General features: G+C 35.5%; 14 protein-coding genes, 1 tRNA gene and 1 pseudogene. All 16 read left to right on the top strand.

All coding sequences use genetic code 11. From position 1 onward, the window contains the following. The first annotated feature begins 530 nt into the window (after nucleotides 1-530). The 16 genes and pseudogenes from ACFX4I_RS01105 to ACFX4I_RS01030 all read left to right on the top strand — a co-directional run bounded on the left by ACFX4I_RS01105 (nucleotide 531) and on the right by ACFX4I_RS01030 (nucleotide 16,288). Complete coding sequence (locus ACFX4I_RS01105; protein WP_377418515.1) at nucleotides 531-968, top strand: hypothetical protein; 438 nt, start codon at nucleotides 531-533, stop codon at nucleotides 966-968. Between the two features lie 220 nt (nucleotides 969-1,188). Continuing rightward, nucleotides 1,189-1,413: a hypothetical protein gene (locus tag ACFX4I_RS01100; protein WP_377418512.1), complete on the top strand. Its 225-nt coding sequence runs from the start codon at nucleotides 1,189-1,191 to the stop codon at nucleotides 1,411-1,413. A gap of 392 nt (nucleotides 1,414-1,805) precedes the next feature. Further along, nucleotides 1,806-2,003, top strand: coding sequence for a type II toxin-antitoxin system PemK/MazF family toxin (locus ACFX4I_RS01095; RefSeq protein ID WP_377418509.1), 198 nt, complete (start codon nucleotides 1,806-1,808; stop codon nucleotides 2,001-2,003). 1,041 nt (nucleotides 2,004-3,044) lie between these two features. Next, nucleotides 3,045-4,433: an ATP-binding protein gene (locus tag ACFX4I_RS01090; protein ID WP_377418506.1), complete on the top strand. Its 1,389-nt coding sequence runs from the start codon at nucleotides 3,045-3,047 to the stop codon at nucleotides 4,431-4,433. Between the two features lie 650 nt (nucleotides 4,434-5,083). Continuing rightward, nucleotides 5,084-5,184, top strand: a tRNA-Ser gene (locus ACFX4I_RS01085). Nucleotides 5,185-5,428: 244 nt separating this feature from the next. Then, a pseudogene (locus tag ACFX4I_RS01080) lies at nucleotides 5,429-5,704 on the top strand (IS110 family transposase); the annotation flags it as partial. Between the two features lie 920 nt (nucleotides 5,705-6,624). Beyond that, nucleotides 6,625-7,380, top strand: a complete 756-nt coding sequence (locus ACFX4I_RS01075; RefSeq protein ID WP_377418500.1) for a GntR family transcriptional regulator — start codon at nucleotides 6,625-6,627, stop codon at nucleotides 7,378-7,380. 107 nt (nucleotides 7,381-7,487) lie between these two features. Beyond that, the gene (gene xylB, locus ACFX4I_RS01070) at nucleotides 7,488-9,005 is read left to right on the top strand and encodes a xylulokinase (protein ID WP_377418497.1); all 1,518 of its coding nucleotides are present in this window, start codon (nucleotides 7,488-7,490) and stop codon (nucleotides 9,003-9,005) included. Between the two features lie 115 nt (nucleotides 9,006-9,120). Continuing rightward, on the top strand, nucleotides 9,121-9,807 hold the full coding sequence (locus ACFX4I_RS01065) for an HAD family hydrolase (protein WP_377418494.1): 687 nt from the start codon (nucleotides 9,121-9,123) through the stop codon (nucleotides 9,805-9,807). Further along, on the top strand, nucleotides 9,792-10,751 hold the full coding sequence (locus tag ACFX4I_RS01060; protein WP_377418491.1) for a phosphoglycerate dehydrogenase: 960 nt from the start codon (nucleotides 9,792-9,794) through the stop codon (nucleotides 10,749-10,751). The genes ACFX4I_RS01065 and ACFX4I_RS01060 overlap by 16 nt, the downstream gene beginning before the upstream one ends. Next, the gene (locus tag ACFX4I_RS01055; RefSeq protein WP_377418488.1) at nucleotides 10,741-11,406 is read left to right on the top strand and encodes a bifunctional 4-hydroxy-2-oxoglutarate aldolase/2-dehydro-3-deoxy-phosphogluconate aldolase; all 666 of its coding nucleotides are present in this window, start codon (nucleotides 10,741-10,743) and stop codon (nucleotides 11,404-11,406) included. Before ACFX4I_RS01060 ends, ACFX4I_RS01055 begins: the two co-directional genes overlap by 11 nt. Continuing rightward, a complete protein-coding gene (locus ACFX4I_RS01050; protein ID WP_377418485.1) occupies nucleotides 11,403-12,371 on the top strand; it encodes a phosphotriesterase family protein in 969 nt (322 codons plus the stop codon). The genes ACFX4I_RS01055 and ACFX4I_RS01050 overlap by 4 nt, the downstream gene beginning before the upstream one ends. A gap of 74 nt (nucleotides 12,372-12,445) precedes the next feature. Beyond that, nucleotides 12,446-13,027, top strand: a complete 582-nt coding sequence (locus ACFX4I_RS01045; protein WP_377418482.1) for a glucose-6-phosphate isomerase — start codon at nucleotides 12,446-12,448, stop codon at nucleotides 13,025-13,027. 121 nt (nucleotides 13,028-13,148) lie between these two features. Then, complete coding sequence (locus ACFX4I_RS01040; RefSeq protein WP_377418479.1) at nucleotides 13,149-14,108, top strand: shikimate dehydrogenase family protein; 960 nt, start codon at nucleotides 13,149-13,151, stop codon at nucleotides 14,106-14,108. Between the two features lie 73 nt (nucleotides 14,109-14,181). Beyond that, nucleotides 14,182-15,201: a zinc-dependent alcohol dehydrogenase gene (locus ACFX4I_RS01035; protein ID WP_377418476.1), complete on the top strand. Its 1,020-nt coding sequence runs from the start codon at nucleotides 14,182-14,184 to the stop codon at nucleotides 15,199-15,201. Between the two features lie 43 nt (nucleotides 15,202-15,244). Further along, nucleotides 15,245-16,288, top strand: coding sequence for a substrate-binding domain-containing protein (locus tag ACFX4I_RS01030; RefSeq protein WP_377418473.1), 1,044 nt, complete (start codon nucleotides 15,245-15,247; stop codon nucleotides 16,286-16,288). The last annotated feature ends 7 nt before the right edge of the window (nucleotides 16,289-16,295 follow it).

The raw sequence follows: 16,295 nt of genomic DNA, 5'->3' as shown, positions 1-16,295 counted from the left end.
AAAGCAGTCGATTCACGAGGAGGAACTGACTTTAAGCGACCATTTACATTACACTGGTCGCTTTATTTTTATTACAGGGTGATTACAGCTATAGGAAAATACCACTTTTGATATCGCATTTACATCATAAGGACAAGAATTGTACCTAAGAATGACAGACTGTTTACCAGCACAATCTTTCATGTGATATAAGATAAAATGCCGTAGATTGAAGAATAAAGATGCTATTTGGTATCAATTGACTTTCAGTGTAAATGTCCAGATTAACACTTATATTACGTAGCAGACCAATACTATGTAATAGGATTCACTATTTTTTGAGAAGGAATGTACTTAAGTTAACCAGAGTAAAATTTAATAAAAACACTGGATTTTAATGGTAGAATATAAAAAACAGTAGAGAAAAAAGTGAGCATTTAAAGATAATTAGTTGATCAAGAAGTGTGATTTAAATAATTTAAAATGCTAAGGAAAGCATCACTATGGTTATATTTTATTGATTGAAAAAAAGTGGTAGGGAGGAAAAAATTGTGAGTCAAAAAGTTGATTCCAAGGATTTTGAACTAGTTAAGAGTAATCCAAATCCAAGTAAGAATAACAATAATGGATCATCTGGGATAGAACTAGTAACTAAGGGGTTACAGCAAGTACCAAGAGAAGTTTGGATAGAAGGAGCATCCGTTTTATTAGATCAGCTAAAGAAGCACTTTGATAATGAGCGAGAAGGAAAAAAGAAAATCAGAGATTTTAGAACAGAATTACTGTATTTGGAAATCAAAGATTTATTGGAAACTATTCAAAAAGAAGCGGCTAAAGAAGACTTTAACCAAGAAAGAATTAATAACTTGTATGACCGTCTTGATAAGAAAGGGCTAGAGCTGAAAGAAATGCAGGATGAGGAAGATGGTTTTGCAAATCTATTGTTAAAACCTATAAAACAATTTGTTGCAATGAGATTTAGAAGGTAGTAAATGTTGGTCAGACATATTTAAAAAGAATGCTTATTATGATTTATTACGTCATCTTTTGGAACAAAAATTGCTCATAATAAAAATCAAAAAGCAGTTGCTGTAGTACAAAAATACTGGCAGACACAACCATTAAGAGACGATTATTTTTAGCGTAACTGTTGGTATATTATCAAAAATAAAATCTAAACAATATATTTCAGATTGGAGAATCTGTATTATGAGCGAATGGGATTTCCTATGGGATTTAAGTGGGAAAGATCTTGAAGATGCAATGACATCTGGTGGCACAGCTAATGATTGGGCTTATGTTGAAAAACAAGAGAGAGAAAAGCGAAAGGTAGAGTGGGAAAAACTTAAGTCCTTGAGAGATGGTGGACTAATTCCGAAAGAAGAGTTTAAAAAAAGAAAAACGGCTTTATTTTCAAATGATATTAACGTTTAAATGTGATATTAATTGAATTGGCTATTTGATAATTGGTTAAGTGAATTGTCAAGTTGACGTGTTTCCTTTATCCACGTTTGACTGTAAACAATCATAAATCCATTCATTTGTTGACCAAGGAGTTGTCGAATGTGGCAACTTCTATTTTGATGTATCACAGATAATATAACAATATGGAGGAGAATTAACTAATACCACAAAGTTATTGGTTGCACAGTACAACGATACTGTTCAGTAGGAAATAAAAAAGGACGATAGCCATAAAATTGGTTATCGTCCTTCTTCAACTATAGGGTGCTATAGTTCAATAACCTGATATATAACGTTAAAAGCTCGAAGCATTAGGCTTTGAGCTTTTTTCTATATAGTAATTTGCTTGCTAATCAAAGGAAGTGATCCATAATCTCCAACTTCCACAATCAGGTCATGAACAGGCCGGAAGAAGGACTGCCATTGTTTTATCTCCTATAGTATTCAATCAGTCCACAGGATTCTGTTCCATCTGTCCGATCACGAATCAAGAGAAGGAATACCCTTATGAGGTACCTCTTCCAGACGAAGGAATTCCAGTTCCTAACGGGTTCCGGTGACAGGTGTGATTCTGTCGGATCAATTGAAAAACTTGGATTGGAGTTCTCGCAATGTAAGAATTCTTCGTTCTTGTAATGGCACGGATTCGGTTAATGATCAGGTGGTTGAAGATTTAATTGAGGAATGCCTCGAAAAAATAGACACATATTTATTTTGATCCTTTCCTTTCAGGAAGGGGTTTTTTAGTATTGAGGTTGTAAGGAAGTAATCCACAATCTCGAAAAAGCCAGGGTTAATTTTACCCTGGATTTTTTTGACAAAGAGCATGGGGAAAGAAAATAAAAGGATTGTCTGCTGAAGCGGAAAAAAGCCCCACTCAAATGAGAAGGGCTTTATATATACATAGTAGTCCTTTTTTGTCCTCCTATTTGTCCTCCAATGTTTTATATCGCATTTAAAACATTTAAGTCAAACTACTTAAAAACATTGATTTAAAGCTTTTTTTAAAACACTATTTGTTCCTATTATATATGAAAATGAATGGGTAGCATGATGTAATAAGTGCCCAAACTCCCGAAACTCCAACCGAACCGTTACTGCAAGAAGCCGTTCCCGCTCCTCTAAGTCTAGTAATCCGGCCTGAAAACAGCAGCAAAAGACCTTGACTAATGATTACTACGCTGATTTTCTGCTCGGCTCAGCTCACCACCTCTTATTTAACGTGATATAAGGATTTCCCACGCTCTATATTCTTTTCATAGTTTTTCATGTCGAAACTACCAAACGACAGCATTTTGACAGAGGTAGCAGCTCTGACCCTTTTGGGGATTTACCTTTGTAAGGTTAATACAACCTTTTAATGGGAGAGATGCAACTTTTTATTATAATTAATTTTCACATAGGGATGATTGGAAGATCAGATAATCATTTTGTAATAAATTACATATGAGAAAAAACGGTTGCTAAGGTCCGTGACAGAATATCGAGTTTAATACTCACTCTTTTTACAATGTTTGAAAAGTTATGAATTATTTGGTATTATTAGTATGTTGTGAAAGTAGATAGAGAAATGTGAATTAGTTAAATTGGAGTGGATTAGTATGCCGATAATTACTGAGGTAATTTCAAGTGAAATTGTACAAACAATACTAGCTTTAGAAGAAGATCATTTCAGCGATTTAAAATCATTTCAGATAAAACCAGCTAAACTTTCCCGTACAATAGCAGCGTTCGCAAATGCTGATGGAGGGGAGTTGTATATTGGTATAAATGAAGAGGAAGTAGATGGAAATAAGGTTAGAAAATGGGATGGATTCTCAGACATAGAGGCTGCGAATGGTCACATACAGATATTTGAGCAACTTTTTCCATTGGGGCAAGATTTTAATTATACATTTTTAAAAAATAAAGAATGTAATGGCTTGGTTCTGAAAGTAGAAGTGTTCCGTACCCGCGAGATTGTAAAAGCTTCTGATGGGAAACCATACAAAAGACGCGGTGCTCAAAGTTTACCAGTAGATACTGCTGAAGACATTGATAGACTTAGGTATGATAAGGGAATCGTAAGCTTTGAAACAGAAACAATTGATATTGATGTTGAACGTATCAGTGAATCGGATACTATTCAAAAATATTTACCTATAATAGCGCCAACTCAGGAGCCTGAAAAATGGTTGAAAAAACAATTCCTTATTAGAGATGGAAAGCCTACTGTAGGGGGCATACTGCTTTTTGATGATGAACCGCAGGCTATACTCCCTAAACGCAGTTCCGTTAAAATATATAGATACACAACATTAGAGCCAAAAAGAGAATCTCTTGCTTTTGAACCAATCACAATTGAAGGTTGTATATATCAACAAATTGCTGATGCAGTGAATACAACAATTAATAAATTAGAAGACATTAAAGTATTAACAGCGACCGGCTTCAGCAATGTAAAATATCCTGAGGTTGCATTACAAGAGATAATAACCAATGCAGTCTTACATAGGGACTACAGTATTGCGGCCGACACCCATATAAGAATTTTCGATAATCGAATAGAAATTGAGAGTCCTGGAAAGTTGCCTGGCCACATAACTGTTACTAACATATTAAATGAGCAACTTGCGAGGAACGGATCTATTGTTCGGCTGATACATAAATTCCCAAACCCTCCCAACAAAGATGTGGGTGAAGGTTTAGACGCTGCTTTTGAGGCTATGGTTGACTTAAGACTTAAAGAACCAATTATCGAAGAAAGGGAGAACTCTGTAATTGTTTTTATTAGACATGAACCATTAGATTCTCCAGCAGATATAATAGCCGAGTTTTTATCTCATCATAGTGAAATTAATAATTCAAAGGCGAGACAAATTTGCCATATTGGTTCAGAAAATGTAATGAAGCGTATTTTCCAAAAAATGATGGAAAGTGGCATCATTGAACGTATACCAGAACGGAAAGGAAATGCAACTGCATATAGACTTGTGGAAAATAATAATTAAGTTCTAAAGAAGATATGATTAAGTTTATTATCATACCTTCTTTACAATGGTAATTTTGAACTCACCAGCAATCATGTTTACCACATACATCGGGACATGTGTATTATGCAACCACTGTTTTAAAGCGATGCATATAGACTTTGCATCGCTTTTGTTATAAGAATCATCAAGTCAATTACATATCATTGACTGCTAACATTTTGCTAACGAAATATAATAAATCGCAGTAAATTCAGGTTAAAGATATTACACATAGTACCTGTAGAATGTTGATATTACGCGGTTTATTTCTACTATGGTTAAATATATTACAGTTTGAAACTATATGGGCGGCATGATGTAATGATTCAAAAGGATAAAACCAGTCCCACCAGTCACTTTCACGACAGCATAGCCTCCTCCTTAATTGAAGGAAGAGGGTTGTTTTGTTTGCCATCTTTTCAACTTAACGACTGCTACATCAAATATATTTTATGAGGAGTGTTTGCAAGTAATTTTATAAGAAACAGTAACTGACTTAGATTTTTACTTTCAAGTTTTTATTTAATAAACCTTGTAACGCAAGGGGTTTAGCTGGTGGTATATTGGTGGCAAAACCAATCATATTACCACCAATTACATCTGTTTACATCATACATAGAAAAAATAAAGGCCTATTATATCAACGCTTTCCAACTAAATCTGTTATAATCCGATTACTTTCACTTCCTTGACAGGGAAGGGGTCGTGGGTTCGAATCCCTCACAGGTCATCAACTAACAAAGGCTCAAATCCTTGATATCACAGGGGTTTGGGCCTTTTTTATTTTGTCTTACTGGTTAGCTTAGGATCGAAGCTGTCTTTTAAAAGGCAGCTTTTTCTTTATGCAACTATCGGGGCAGCATTCCTGTAATAACTGAAAATGAGGTTTGAACGAAAAAAGACCTCTTGATAAGATGAATGTGTCCTGAGCTGGCCAGCTAAAAAGGACAATACATCTATTTGGAGGTCTCACCATGAATTATAACCAAAATCATAAAATCTCTCAAATTACTTCTGAAACCTTAATTGTCGGAGTAGATATAGCCAAGCACAATCATGTCGCGAGAGCACAAGATTTTAGAGGATTGGAACTAGGTAAAACGTGTTTCTTTGAAAATACGAAAGCAGGATTTCATTCGTTTCTAGATTGGATTACCCAACTTGTTAAAGGGTGTAAGTTAAATCAAGTGATTGTAGGCATGGAGCCAACTGGTCACTACTTATCTAAGTCTTTTTCGATAAGTAAAGAATTTGACATGCTCACTCTCCTAATTTTAGGTGTTCCAATCTTTCGTATGGATGTGCCTGGTATGCCTACCTGATATTAACAATACTATTATTGTTAATAATCTTAACAAAATCTATTAGACATTTTTTTGTACCTTTCGATATTTATTGTCGAAATTAGTTAATGAACAGTTCGAATACTCTGTGTAACTAATTAAAGTAACTGCCCTATTAGCCCCGAAAAAGTAGCTGCCTAAGTAACTATTGTATTAAAGCACCCATTAGTTTAAGTATTATTCTTCACAAACTATCGGCTGGGTTAATTCAACAATAAGAAAGATTCCATAGATGTAGACATTGATAATACAAAAGGAATACATGGGAGATGGTCTGACACCTTAACAGGAGGAAAAGCAGACTATCCAACATTTCAAATTCGTCCGAAAGGGTTAGGTAAAAGTGTATTTGTAACATTAACTAACGGGAAAATATTAAAGAAAAAAAGAACAAGGATTATATCTAGACTATCTATGTTTTGCTACTTTGGCATATACCGGTATGCGCTTAGGCGAAATGTTAGCATTAAAATGGACAGCCCTGGACCTTACTAAGAAAGAATCACCAAAACATACTATAACCAAATAACAAAAGTACAGGTTATCAACTTCTAACACCAAAAACAAAAAATTCAATCCGGACAATCATGATTGACAATGGACTGGTCGCCTTATTCAAAGCAAAGTGTGAGCAGATGGAATTGAAAATGAAACAACGGTTGTTCAGGAATTTAATTGACAGCAATCTCATCATATGGTTTACTAATATTAACCATCTGGTAATTACATCATTACCTTGTTGGTTCGATCCACGAAATTTGTTTTTTTACTGGTTTATTTTAAAATAAATAAAGTGGAAAAATAAATTTTAGAAGAGGTGCAACACGGTGGAAAACTCCAACAAAATAGTATTTGAAAAAAGCAAACCTTTGCCTTTATATTTTCAGCTGAAAGAAGTACTAAAAGAGAAAATTGAAAAAGGAATATACAGACCAGACGATATTATTCCTTCAGAAAGAGAATTGATTGATACGTATGGCATAAGCAGGACGCCTGTCCGCCAAGCCTTAAACGAATTGGTAGCAGAGGGCTTGTTAAGAAGAGAACATGGTAGGGGTACATTTGTGGCCCATAAGAAAATTGATCAAATGTTCTTAAAAAGCTTAAGTAGTTTTGGAGATGAAATGGAGAGAAGTGGTTTATCATTCGAAACAAAAGTTTTAAATAAACAAATTATCGAAAAAAACGCTACTCTTCAAGAAATATTTGGTGAAGCCCACCAATTTTTCTATAGAATCGATCGGTTAAGGTGTATTGAGAAGGAACCCTACGTTTTGGTTACAACATATATCCCAGCAGCTAGTGCACCTGATTTGCTTAATGTGGATTTAGAAAAGCAATCCTTGTACAGAGTGCTCGAATCAAAGTATGGCTTTAATATTAGTTATGCAAAACGTGTGATAGAGGCGAATAATGTAACTGAAGAGGATGCTGACATTTTAAAAATTCCTCCGATGGCGGCTGTTCAAATGACTAAAACTACCGCTTTTCAAATTGATTCCGAGCCCTTTGAGTATTCGATAGCGCGTTACAGAGGAGATTTGAGTAAATTTACTGTTGAAGTAAAATATGAAAGAAAGTAATATATCGAGCAAGTTTTTTAACTTGTTCAATTTTTAAACCAACTGGTAATTACATCATTATATGATTATAAATTGATACTTTTTAAATTTGAGGGGGGGATAATTGTATGGGAAAACATTATATTATTGCTCATGATATTGGTACTACTGGAAATAAGGCAACTCTATATTCATCTGATGGAGAGCTAATAAGTAGCACACTTTATAAATATCAAACTTTTTATCCGAAAACTGGATGGGCTGAACAAAATCCATTAGATTGGTGGCAAGCAGTCTGCGATACAACAAAAACTTTACTAGAGAAGACGAGTGTAACACGTGAACAAATTGGGGCTGTAAGCTTCAGTGGTCAAATGCTTGGGTGTTTGTTAGTAGACCGCCAAGGAGATCCATTAGGTAATGCAATTATCTGGGCAGATATGCGAGCTTCTGACCAAGCTAAGCGTTTAGAAGAAGAACTGGGTATGGAGACGGTCTATCAGATCACAGGGCATCGCATCAGTTCATCATATTCTGGGGCAAAAATCAAATGGGTTAAGGAACATCAACCAGATGTGTTCAAAAGAGCTTATAAAATTCTACAAGCAAAGGATTACCTTGTTTACAGACTAACTGGAACATTTGCAACAGACTATTCGGATGCATGTGGCACAAACTGTTTTGATCTTGTAAACAAGGTATGGTCAGACGATATTTTAAAGGCATGGGGAATTGAAAAAGACATTTTTCCAGATTTGCATGCTTCAACGGATGTAATAGGTGGTGTGACAGACTGGGCCGCAAAAGAAACGGGCTTACTTCAAGGTACACCTGTGGTTATCGGGGGTGGAGATGGAGTTTGCGCCGCTGCTGGAGTTGGTGTGATTGATGAGGGAGAAGCATTCAATTATATTGGTTCATCTTCATGGATAGCAACTGCATCAAACAAACCCATTTTCGACCCTGAAATGAAAACCTATACATGGGTTCACCTAGATGCCAATAAGTATTCACCAAACGGTACAATGCAATGTGGTGGTGGCTCTATGCAATGGGTGACAGAGCTTCTTTACCAGGATTCTAAACCAGATGTATCTATGTATGAATTAATGAATCTGGAAGCTGAAAAGTCTCCTCCTACCTCAAGAGGGTTGGTTTACTTACCTTACTTAATGGGTGAACGCTCGCCAAGATGGAATCCTGATGCGCGTGGTGCTTTTGTAGGTTTGTCTATTACGCATACACGTGGAGACATGGCGCGTTCTGTCATGGAGGGTGTTGCTTACAACTTGAAAATTGTGTTGGATACGTTTCAAAAAGAGGGTGCTCCGATCAACTATATGTGGGTTCTAGGTGGAGGAGCTAAGAGTGCGTCGTGGCGGCAAATTTTAGCTGATATTTATGGACTTGATGTATATGTACCATCTTATTTAGATGAAGCAACATCAATGGGAGCTGCTATGGCAGGAGCTGTGGGAAGTGGCCTAATTAAAGATTTTCAAGAAGCAAAACGATGGGTGAAAAGAGTCAATATCCATCATCCACAACCAGACATTCAAAAAAAATATTGGGAGTTCTTCCCTTTGTTTAATGAAACATATAGCCAATTAAAACCTGTGTACGAGAGATTAAAAAAATTTAATTAAACCACTAAGAAAAGGCATTTATATAAGTGATTAGATTGTTAGTAAGGGAAAAGATTTCGTATTTACATTAAAAAAATCACGTTACAAGTAAATCGTATGCGAGGTGGGGAAATAAATGAAACGAGCATTTATTTTTGACATGGATGGCACACTGCTCGATAGCAAGTCGCTTGCTCAACAAACATATCCAGAAGTCTTAAGGCGATTGAAAGAGCAAAAAGTTGTAGGGGATATTGAATGGACTGAAGATCAAATTAATCATGTTATTGGTATGACAACAGAGGATTTATTTACCTATTTGCTTCCTAAAGCTAGTGAGGATCAAATCCAGTTAACAATGCGGATTTTAGAAGAAGTGGAAGATGAGTTTTTTGAACGAACTACCACTCTTTATTCAGGTGTTATCGAAACATTGCAAAAGCTCAAAGAAAATGGCTATGAATTGTACGTGGCATCGAATGGCGGAGCCAAATATGTTCCAATGGCCGCAGAGACTCACAATATTACACATCTTTTTACTAATTTATATTGTGCTGGTCTGCATAAAACAGCTAATAAAGTAGATCTCGTGAAATTGTTGTTACAAGAAAATAATCTGGATAAAGCCGTCATGGTGGGAGACCGTTATTCAGATATTGAGGCTGGAAAGCAAAACAATTTAACAACAGTAGGATGCCTGTATGGATTTGGTTCGGAAAAAGAGCTTCTAAATGCAGACTATCTTATTAATAGTTTAACAGAGATCATTCATTTAGCAGAAGAAATACTAGTAAAGGAGAGAGAAGAATGCCCAAAGTGTTAATAACTCCTCGATCGTATGGAATGTTTAACAAAGATATTAATCAAATGTGGGAAAAAGCAGGGTTTGAAGTGATAAGAGAAGAGGGGCCACTTCCTGAGTCCAAATTTATAGAGCTTATCAAAGATGTGGACGCATTACTTATAGGAACAGATTATCTTAACGAAACTATTCTAGATAACGCGAAACACCTTAAAATTATCGCTAAGTATGGTACGGGAATTGATAATATTCCAAAAGAATATGCAGAAAAAAAGGGTATCTATGTTACGAATACACCTGCAGTAAATAATGAGGCGGTTGCAGACTATGCTTTCGGTTTAATGCTATCAACTGCTAGAAAGATTTCTTCATCTGCACAGAAATTAAAAGAAGGACAATGGACAAAAACGGTAGGGATTGAACTTTACGGTAAATCACTAGGTATTTTAGGGTTTGGTGCAATTGGAAAAGCTGTTGCCCGTCGGGCAATAGGATTTCAAATGGATGTCATAGTCTATGATGTTTTTCAAGATGAAAAGACTGCTACAGATTATGGCATTACGTATACGGATTTAGAAACAGTCCTAAAGAACAGTGATTTTTTATCAATTCATATGCCACTGTTACCGGAAACTACTAATTTGTTAAATTATGAAACTATGAAAAAAATGAAGAAAGAAGCAATTCTTATCAACACAGCGAGAGGTGGAATTGTTAACGAACAAGACCTATTCCGAGTATTGCAAGAAGGGATTATTAGAGGAGCTGGGATAGATGTATTTAGCGTAGAACCACCGACATCCTCCCCGTTGCTTGAGTTGGATAATGCTGTTTTAACACCGCACAATGCAGCAGCGAGTGAAGAAGCCATAGAACGAATGACATTACAATCAACTGGAAACATACTTGAATTTTTTGAACAACAAGTTAAAAAGACTGAGGGAGGAAATAAAAGTGTTACGTAAATATGAAGTAATTAATGCCATTTATGAAAGCGGTGTCGTAGCTGTCCTCAGAGGGAATGAAATAGAAGTTATGACTACAGCAAGAGCTGCTATTAAAGGAGGTATAAAAACGATTGAATTAACCATGACAGTACCAAATGTGTTTGACGTACTGCGTGAACTGAAAAGTGAATTTGAATCACAGTCTGTTTATATAGGAATGGGCACTGTACTTGATGTCAATTCAACAGTCAACGCAATACAAGCAGGAGCAGACTTTATTGTTACACCTCATTTTGACTTAGATATTATCAATGTGAGTCATCAATATCAAACCCTTGTTATGCCAGGAGCCTTTACAATAACAGAAATGGTAAATGCATTAAGAGCGGGATGTGAAATTTTAAAGCTATTTCCTGCAGATTTAGCAGGACCTAATCATATCAAAAATGTTAAAGGACCGCTTCCTCAAGTGAATATTATGCCTACTGGTGGTGTAAATGAGTCAAATATTGAAGAATGGATTAAAGCAGGAGCTGTCGCAGTTGGAGTTGGATCTAATTTAACAAAAGCAGGCGGTTCTAATCTGGACCCAAATAAAATAAGTGATTACGCATCAATGCTTGTAAAAAAAGTTCAACAGACTAAGATGCCAATGAGTGGTGCGTTTCAGTGACACTTAAAGAATCGGTTTATATTCAAACTGTTCTAGGTTCAGTAAATCCTGATGAAATACCATATTTTCAACCTCATGAGCACGTCATGTTAGAAAGCGGATATGCTGCACAATTGAATGCTGAGTTATGTATTGATGATATATCTTTAACAATTAATGAATTAAAAAAACTGCCAACTGGCTCTGCTCTTGTAGATGCACAACCAATTGGCGCAGGACGTATGGCAAATGAGCTGGTAAAGGTCTCACAAGAAACGGGCATCCACCTTGTTGCATCTACTGGATTTCATAAATCTAATTTTTATTGGCCAGATCATTGGATTCATACTAGCAATGCTGAATTTTTAGTCGACGTTTTTATTTCAGAAATACAAAAAGGAATGTACCTTGGTAATAGGACAGAAAAACCTATTCAATCAATTGATGCAAAAGCAGGTTTAATTAAAACAGCTGTTGATAAAGATGGATTGACTCCCTATTATCGTACAAAATTCGAGGCAGCTGCAGAAGCTTCACTGAAAACGAATGTTTCGATTATGGTTCATGTTGAAGTAGGATCAGATCCTTTTGAAATCATTCATTTTCTAACGAAACGAAAGGTGAATCCAGAAAAAATTATTCTATGTCATCTAGACCGAACTCATCATGACTATAAATTGCATGAAGAAGTTGCCTCGTCTGGTGTTCATCTTGAGTATGATACGATTGGCCGGTTTAAATATCACGATGATAATAAGGAATTGAAATTAATTCAACACATGCTAGAAAGTGGTTTACAAGGTTCACTCTTGTTAAGTCTTGATACTACCAGAGCCCGCCTTGGAACGTATGGTGGCACGATTGGAATAGATTATTTAACTCAAACGTTTATACCACAAATGAAAGCAAATGGAATTAACGAAGATGTCATTAATACCATTACACAACATAATCCGTTGAAAGCTTTAAGTATAATAACCAAGTAGAGAAATCTGTCTTTGACTTTCACCTTCATGAAACAACAATTAAACATTTTAATAAAAAATAAGGAGTGTTTATGATGATTAAAGATTTCGCTGTAACCCCTTTTACCATGTATTTTGACTTAAAAAATGGCATGACTGATGAAAAAAGCACTACCAAAAGATATCTTTCCAATATGAATGGAATGTTTGCTGATAACGAAGCATTAAAAGAAATGATTAAAGAAGAAGATATTCTTGCTTATGAGTTTTATGAATTAAGCTTGCCTGAAAAAGATAGTAACCTATTATTTGGCACAAGTATCGTTTATCCAGGAAAAGTTGGAAACGAATATTTCATGACAAAAGGACACTTCCACACAATCTTAGATACCGCTGAAGTATATTATTGCTTAAGTGGAAAAGGGTATATGCTGATGGAAAATCCGGAAGGAGATTGGGCTGATGAGGAACTAACTCCAGGTAAAGCTGTATATGTACCAGGTAGATATGCTCATAGGAGTGTTAATGTAGGAGATGAACCACTAGTTACTTTCTTTGTATTTAGAGCAGATGCAGGTCATGATTATGGAACGATTGAAACAAAAGGGTATAGAAAATTGATTATTGAAAAAGATGGAAAAGTCGAAATTGTTGATAACCCTAAGTGGAAGAGTTAACTCATTAGTCAAAAAAGAGGTTTGTTATTTTAAAATTTAGATTTCTAGAAAAATATATTTTAAATTAAGGGAGCTAATAACCTCAATAATTATATAAAACCAATCAGAGGAGGATATTATCTTGAATTTAGAAAAAGCAACGAAACCAACTTTTTATTTTATTGGTGTTACAACAGCACAGTCTTCAATTATGAAGTTATTTCCACTATGGGCAAAGTATTTGGGTTTGGATGCTGATATTAAAGGTATTGATATTGAAATTCACGCTGAACCAGAAAAATATCGTAAAGTCGTTACATTCCTCAAAAATGATCCTTTATCACTTGGTGCTCTTGTTACGACGCACAAAATTGATTTATATAATGCAGCAAACGATATTTTTGATGAACTAGATCCTTATGCACAACTTTTCGGAGAGTTGTCTAGTATTTCAAAAAAAGATGGGAAGTTAATTGGTCATGCAAAGGATCATATCTCTAGTGGATTAGCTATGCAAAATTTTATTCCAAATGATTTTTGGAAAAACCATAATGGTGAAGTATTTGTTATGGGGGCGGGAGGAAGTGCGATTGCTATTACCTCTAATTTAATTGAAGTTATAAATGGTAACAATAGTCCTTCTAAAATTTATGTTTCAAACCGAACCCAATCAAGATTAGATTCTATGAGAGATGTTATTTCTCAAGTATCAAATGATGTCAATATTGATTTCATTAAAGCAGATGATCTTACTAAAAATGACAATATAATTTCTAAATTGAAGCCTTATTCTTTCATTATTAACGCCACTGGATTAGGCAAAGATAGACAAGGTTCTCCTCTAAGTAATGAAGCTATATTTCCTGAAAATAGCCTTGTATGGGAGCTGAACTATCGAGGGGATTTATTATTTATGCATCAAGCACTGTCTCAAAAAGATGAAAAATCTCTCCATGTTGAAGATGGTTGGATATATTTCATCCATGGCTGGACGCAAGTTATATCAGAGGTATTCCATATTCAGTTGAATAGTGAACAGTTTACAGAAATTGAACGGATATCAAGTGAGTTTAATCAACAAAAAGCTGCAGCAAAGCAATAGAGTAGCAAAGTGAGTCATTTCTGACTTACTTTGTATTTAAATGAAAACGCTGTTATAAGAGGGGGAGAAATAGTTGATCCAAGCAAAATTGGTTCAGAGTGGACGTTTTGAATTGGAAGAAGTAGCAAAACCTCAGGTAAGGGCTAATGAAGTACTGATCCGTGTAAAAAATGCAGGGATTTGTGGAACAGATATTCATTCTTTTAATGGAAAGCACCCATTTATTTCAACACCTATTGTACCTGGACATGAATTTTCAGGAGTGATTGTTGAAATAGGACAAGAAGTACCTCAAGAGATGTTTTCAATAGATCAAAAAGCGACAGTAGAGCCATCGTTAGTATGTGGAAAATGTTATAACTGCCAGATTGGTCGTTATAACATATGTGACCATTTAATTGTATTAGGATGTCAAACTGATGGAGCATTTAAAGAATTTATTTCAGTCCCATGGCAAAAAGTTGTGCCTTTAGATGACTTCATGTCTTTCGAAGATGCTGCAATGCTTGAACCTTTGGCAGTGGGTATTCATGCTGTTGAGATTGGAAAGGTGAATAGAGGAGATCATGTTTTAGTAATTGGAAGCGGTGTAATTGGTCTTCTTCTTGCCCAAGCTGCAGAAGTAAGGGGTGCTATCGTTACAATAGTTGATATTTCAGAAAAAAGACTCTCAAAAGCTATTGATCTAGGGATTAAAAATGTAATTAACTCAAGCAAAGAAGATATATTAACTTCAATCAATATGATTTCGAAAAATGGAATAGATACTATTTTTGAATGTGTTGGCCATCCATCAACCATTCTCCAATCGATTGAAATTGCCCGAAAGGGAAGTCGTGTTGTAATTGTAGGGGTTGTTAATGAAGGTGTAATGCTTCCTGTTAATTTAATTCAGGATAGAGAGTTGGAGCTTTTAGGTGATTTAATGTACACGAAAAAAGATTTTGATAAAGCAAAGAATTTAGTTGCAGAAGGGAAAGCGAATCTAAAAGATTTGCAGACCAAAACATTTGATTTGAAAGATGTTCAAAGTGCTTTCGAATTTATTGAACAATATAAAGATACTACATTCAAAGTCTTGCTAAGAGTTTGATAGAAATTAGAACTACACAAAAATGGTAAGAGGGGGAAATAGAGTGATAAATATTTTTAAGAAATTCAAATTATTGTTCATGGTATTACTAATAGTTGTATTTACGGCGGCTTGTTCATATGATCAGCCAGCTAGCACAGCTTCATCAGAAAGCAATAGTGGTCAAGCTGGAAAGGCTATCGACAAGGAAAGAAGTGAAATTAAAATTGGATTTTCAATTAAAAATCAAAATGCACCTTATTTTGTAGCGATGGTAAAAGAGGCTGAAAATGTAGCAAAAAAGGAGGGATTTCAGATCATTACAGCTGACGCACAAGGTGATATGACTAAACAGATTAGTGATGTGAATGACATGCTCACACAAGGCATTGATTTGCTATTACTTGATCCAGCAGATCCAGAAGGTTTAGTACCAGCGACCAAATCAGCAACTCAAGCTGGGGTTCCTGTTGTAATTGTAGATAGTACTATTTCTTCAAAAGCTGATTACGTGACTACCGTTCAATCAAACAATACTGAAAATGGAAAATTGGTTGGTGAATGGGTTGCTTCCCAGTTTGGTAAAAAAGAAGTGAAGGCAGCTATTCTTAGTGGAGAAAAAGGAAATCCTGCGGGTCTAGAAAGACGCCAGGGTGTCATTCAAGGTTTGATTGAAGCCCAGCTTAGAAATAACGGGACTACTAATTTAGAATTTGTGGCACAGGGATGGGGCAATTGGGCTCAAGAAGGTGGACAGAAAGCAATGGAAGATATCCTGGTAGCCCATCCAGATATAAATTTAATGATCACTGAAAATGATAGTATGGCACTTGGTGCTAAAACAGCAATTGCTCAAGCTGGTAAAGAAGATCTAATAATGATAGCAGCTGCAGCTGATGGACAAAAAGAAGCATTGGAACTTATTAAAAATGGTGAGTATGCAGTAACCGGTTTAAATGATCCTGCTTTAATTGTGCGAACGGGTATTGAAGCCTCCCTTGCTATTCTCGAAGAAGGAAAGTCTTATCCGAAAACTACCTATACACCAGCGGTAGCTATTACAAAAGATAATGTTGATAAATATTATAATCCAGACTCAGAATTTTGAAAAAAAT

Source organism: Peribacillus sp. YIM B13472, assembly GCF_042788005.1.
Taxonomy (GTDB): Bacteria; Bacillota; Bacilli; order Bacillales; family DSM-1321; genus Peribacillus; species Peribacillus simplex_E.
Note: the sequence above shows the minus strand (reverse complement) of the source record. Positions and strands in the feature narration are given on the sequence as shown.

Excerpts from the sequence above, each read along its gene's own strand:
- ACFX4I_RS01100 (WP_377418512.1), top strand. The coding sequence starts at position 1,189 with ATGAGCGAATGGGATTTCCTATGGGATTTAAGTGGGAAAGATCTTGAA.
- ACFX4I_RS01090 (WP_377418506.1), top strand. The coding sequence starts at position 3,045 with ATGCCGATAATTACTGAGGTAATTTCAAGTGAAATTGTACAAACAATA.
- xylB (WP_377418497.1), top strand. The coding sequence starts at position 7,488 with ATGGGAAAACATTATATTATTGCTCATGATATTGGTACTACTGGAAAT.
- ACFX4I_RS01065 (WP_377418494.1), top strand. The coding sequence starts at position 9,121 with ATGAAACGAGCATTTATTTTTGACATGGATGGCACACTGCTCGATAGC.
- ACFX4I_RS01060 (WP_377418491.1), top strand. The coding sequence starts at position 9,792 with ATGCCCAAAGTGTTAATAACTCCTCGATCGTATGGAATGTTTAACAAA.
- ACFX4I_RS01045 (WP_377418482.1), top strand. The coding sequence starts at position 12,446 with ATGATTAAAGATTTCGCTGTAACCCCTTTTACCATGTATTTTGACTTA.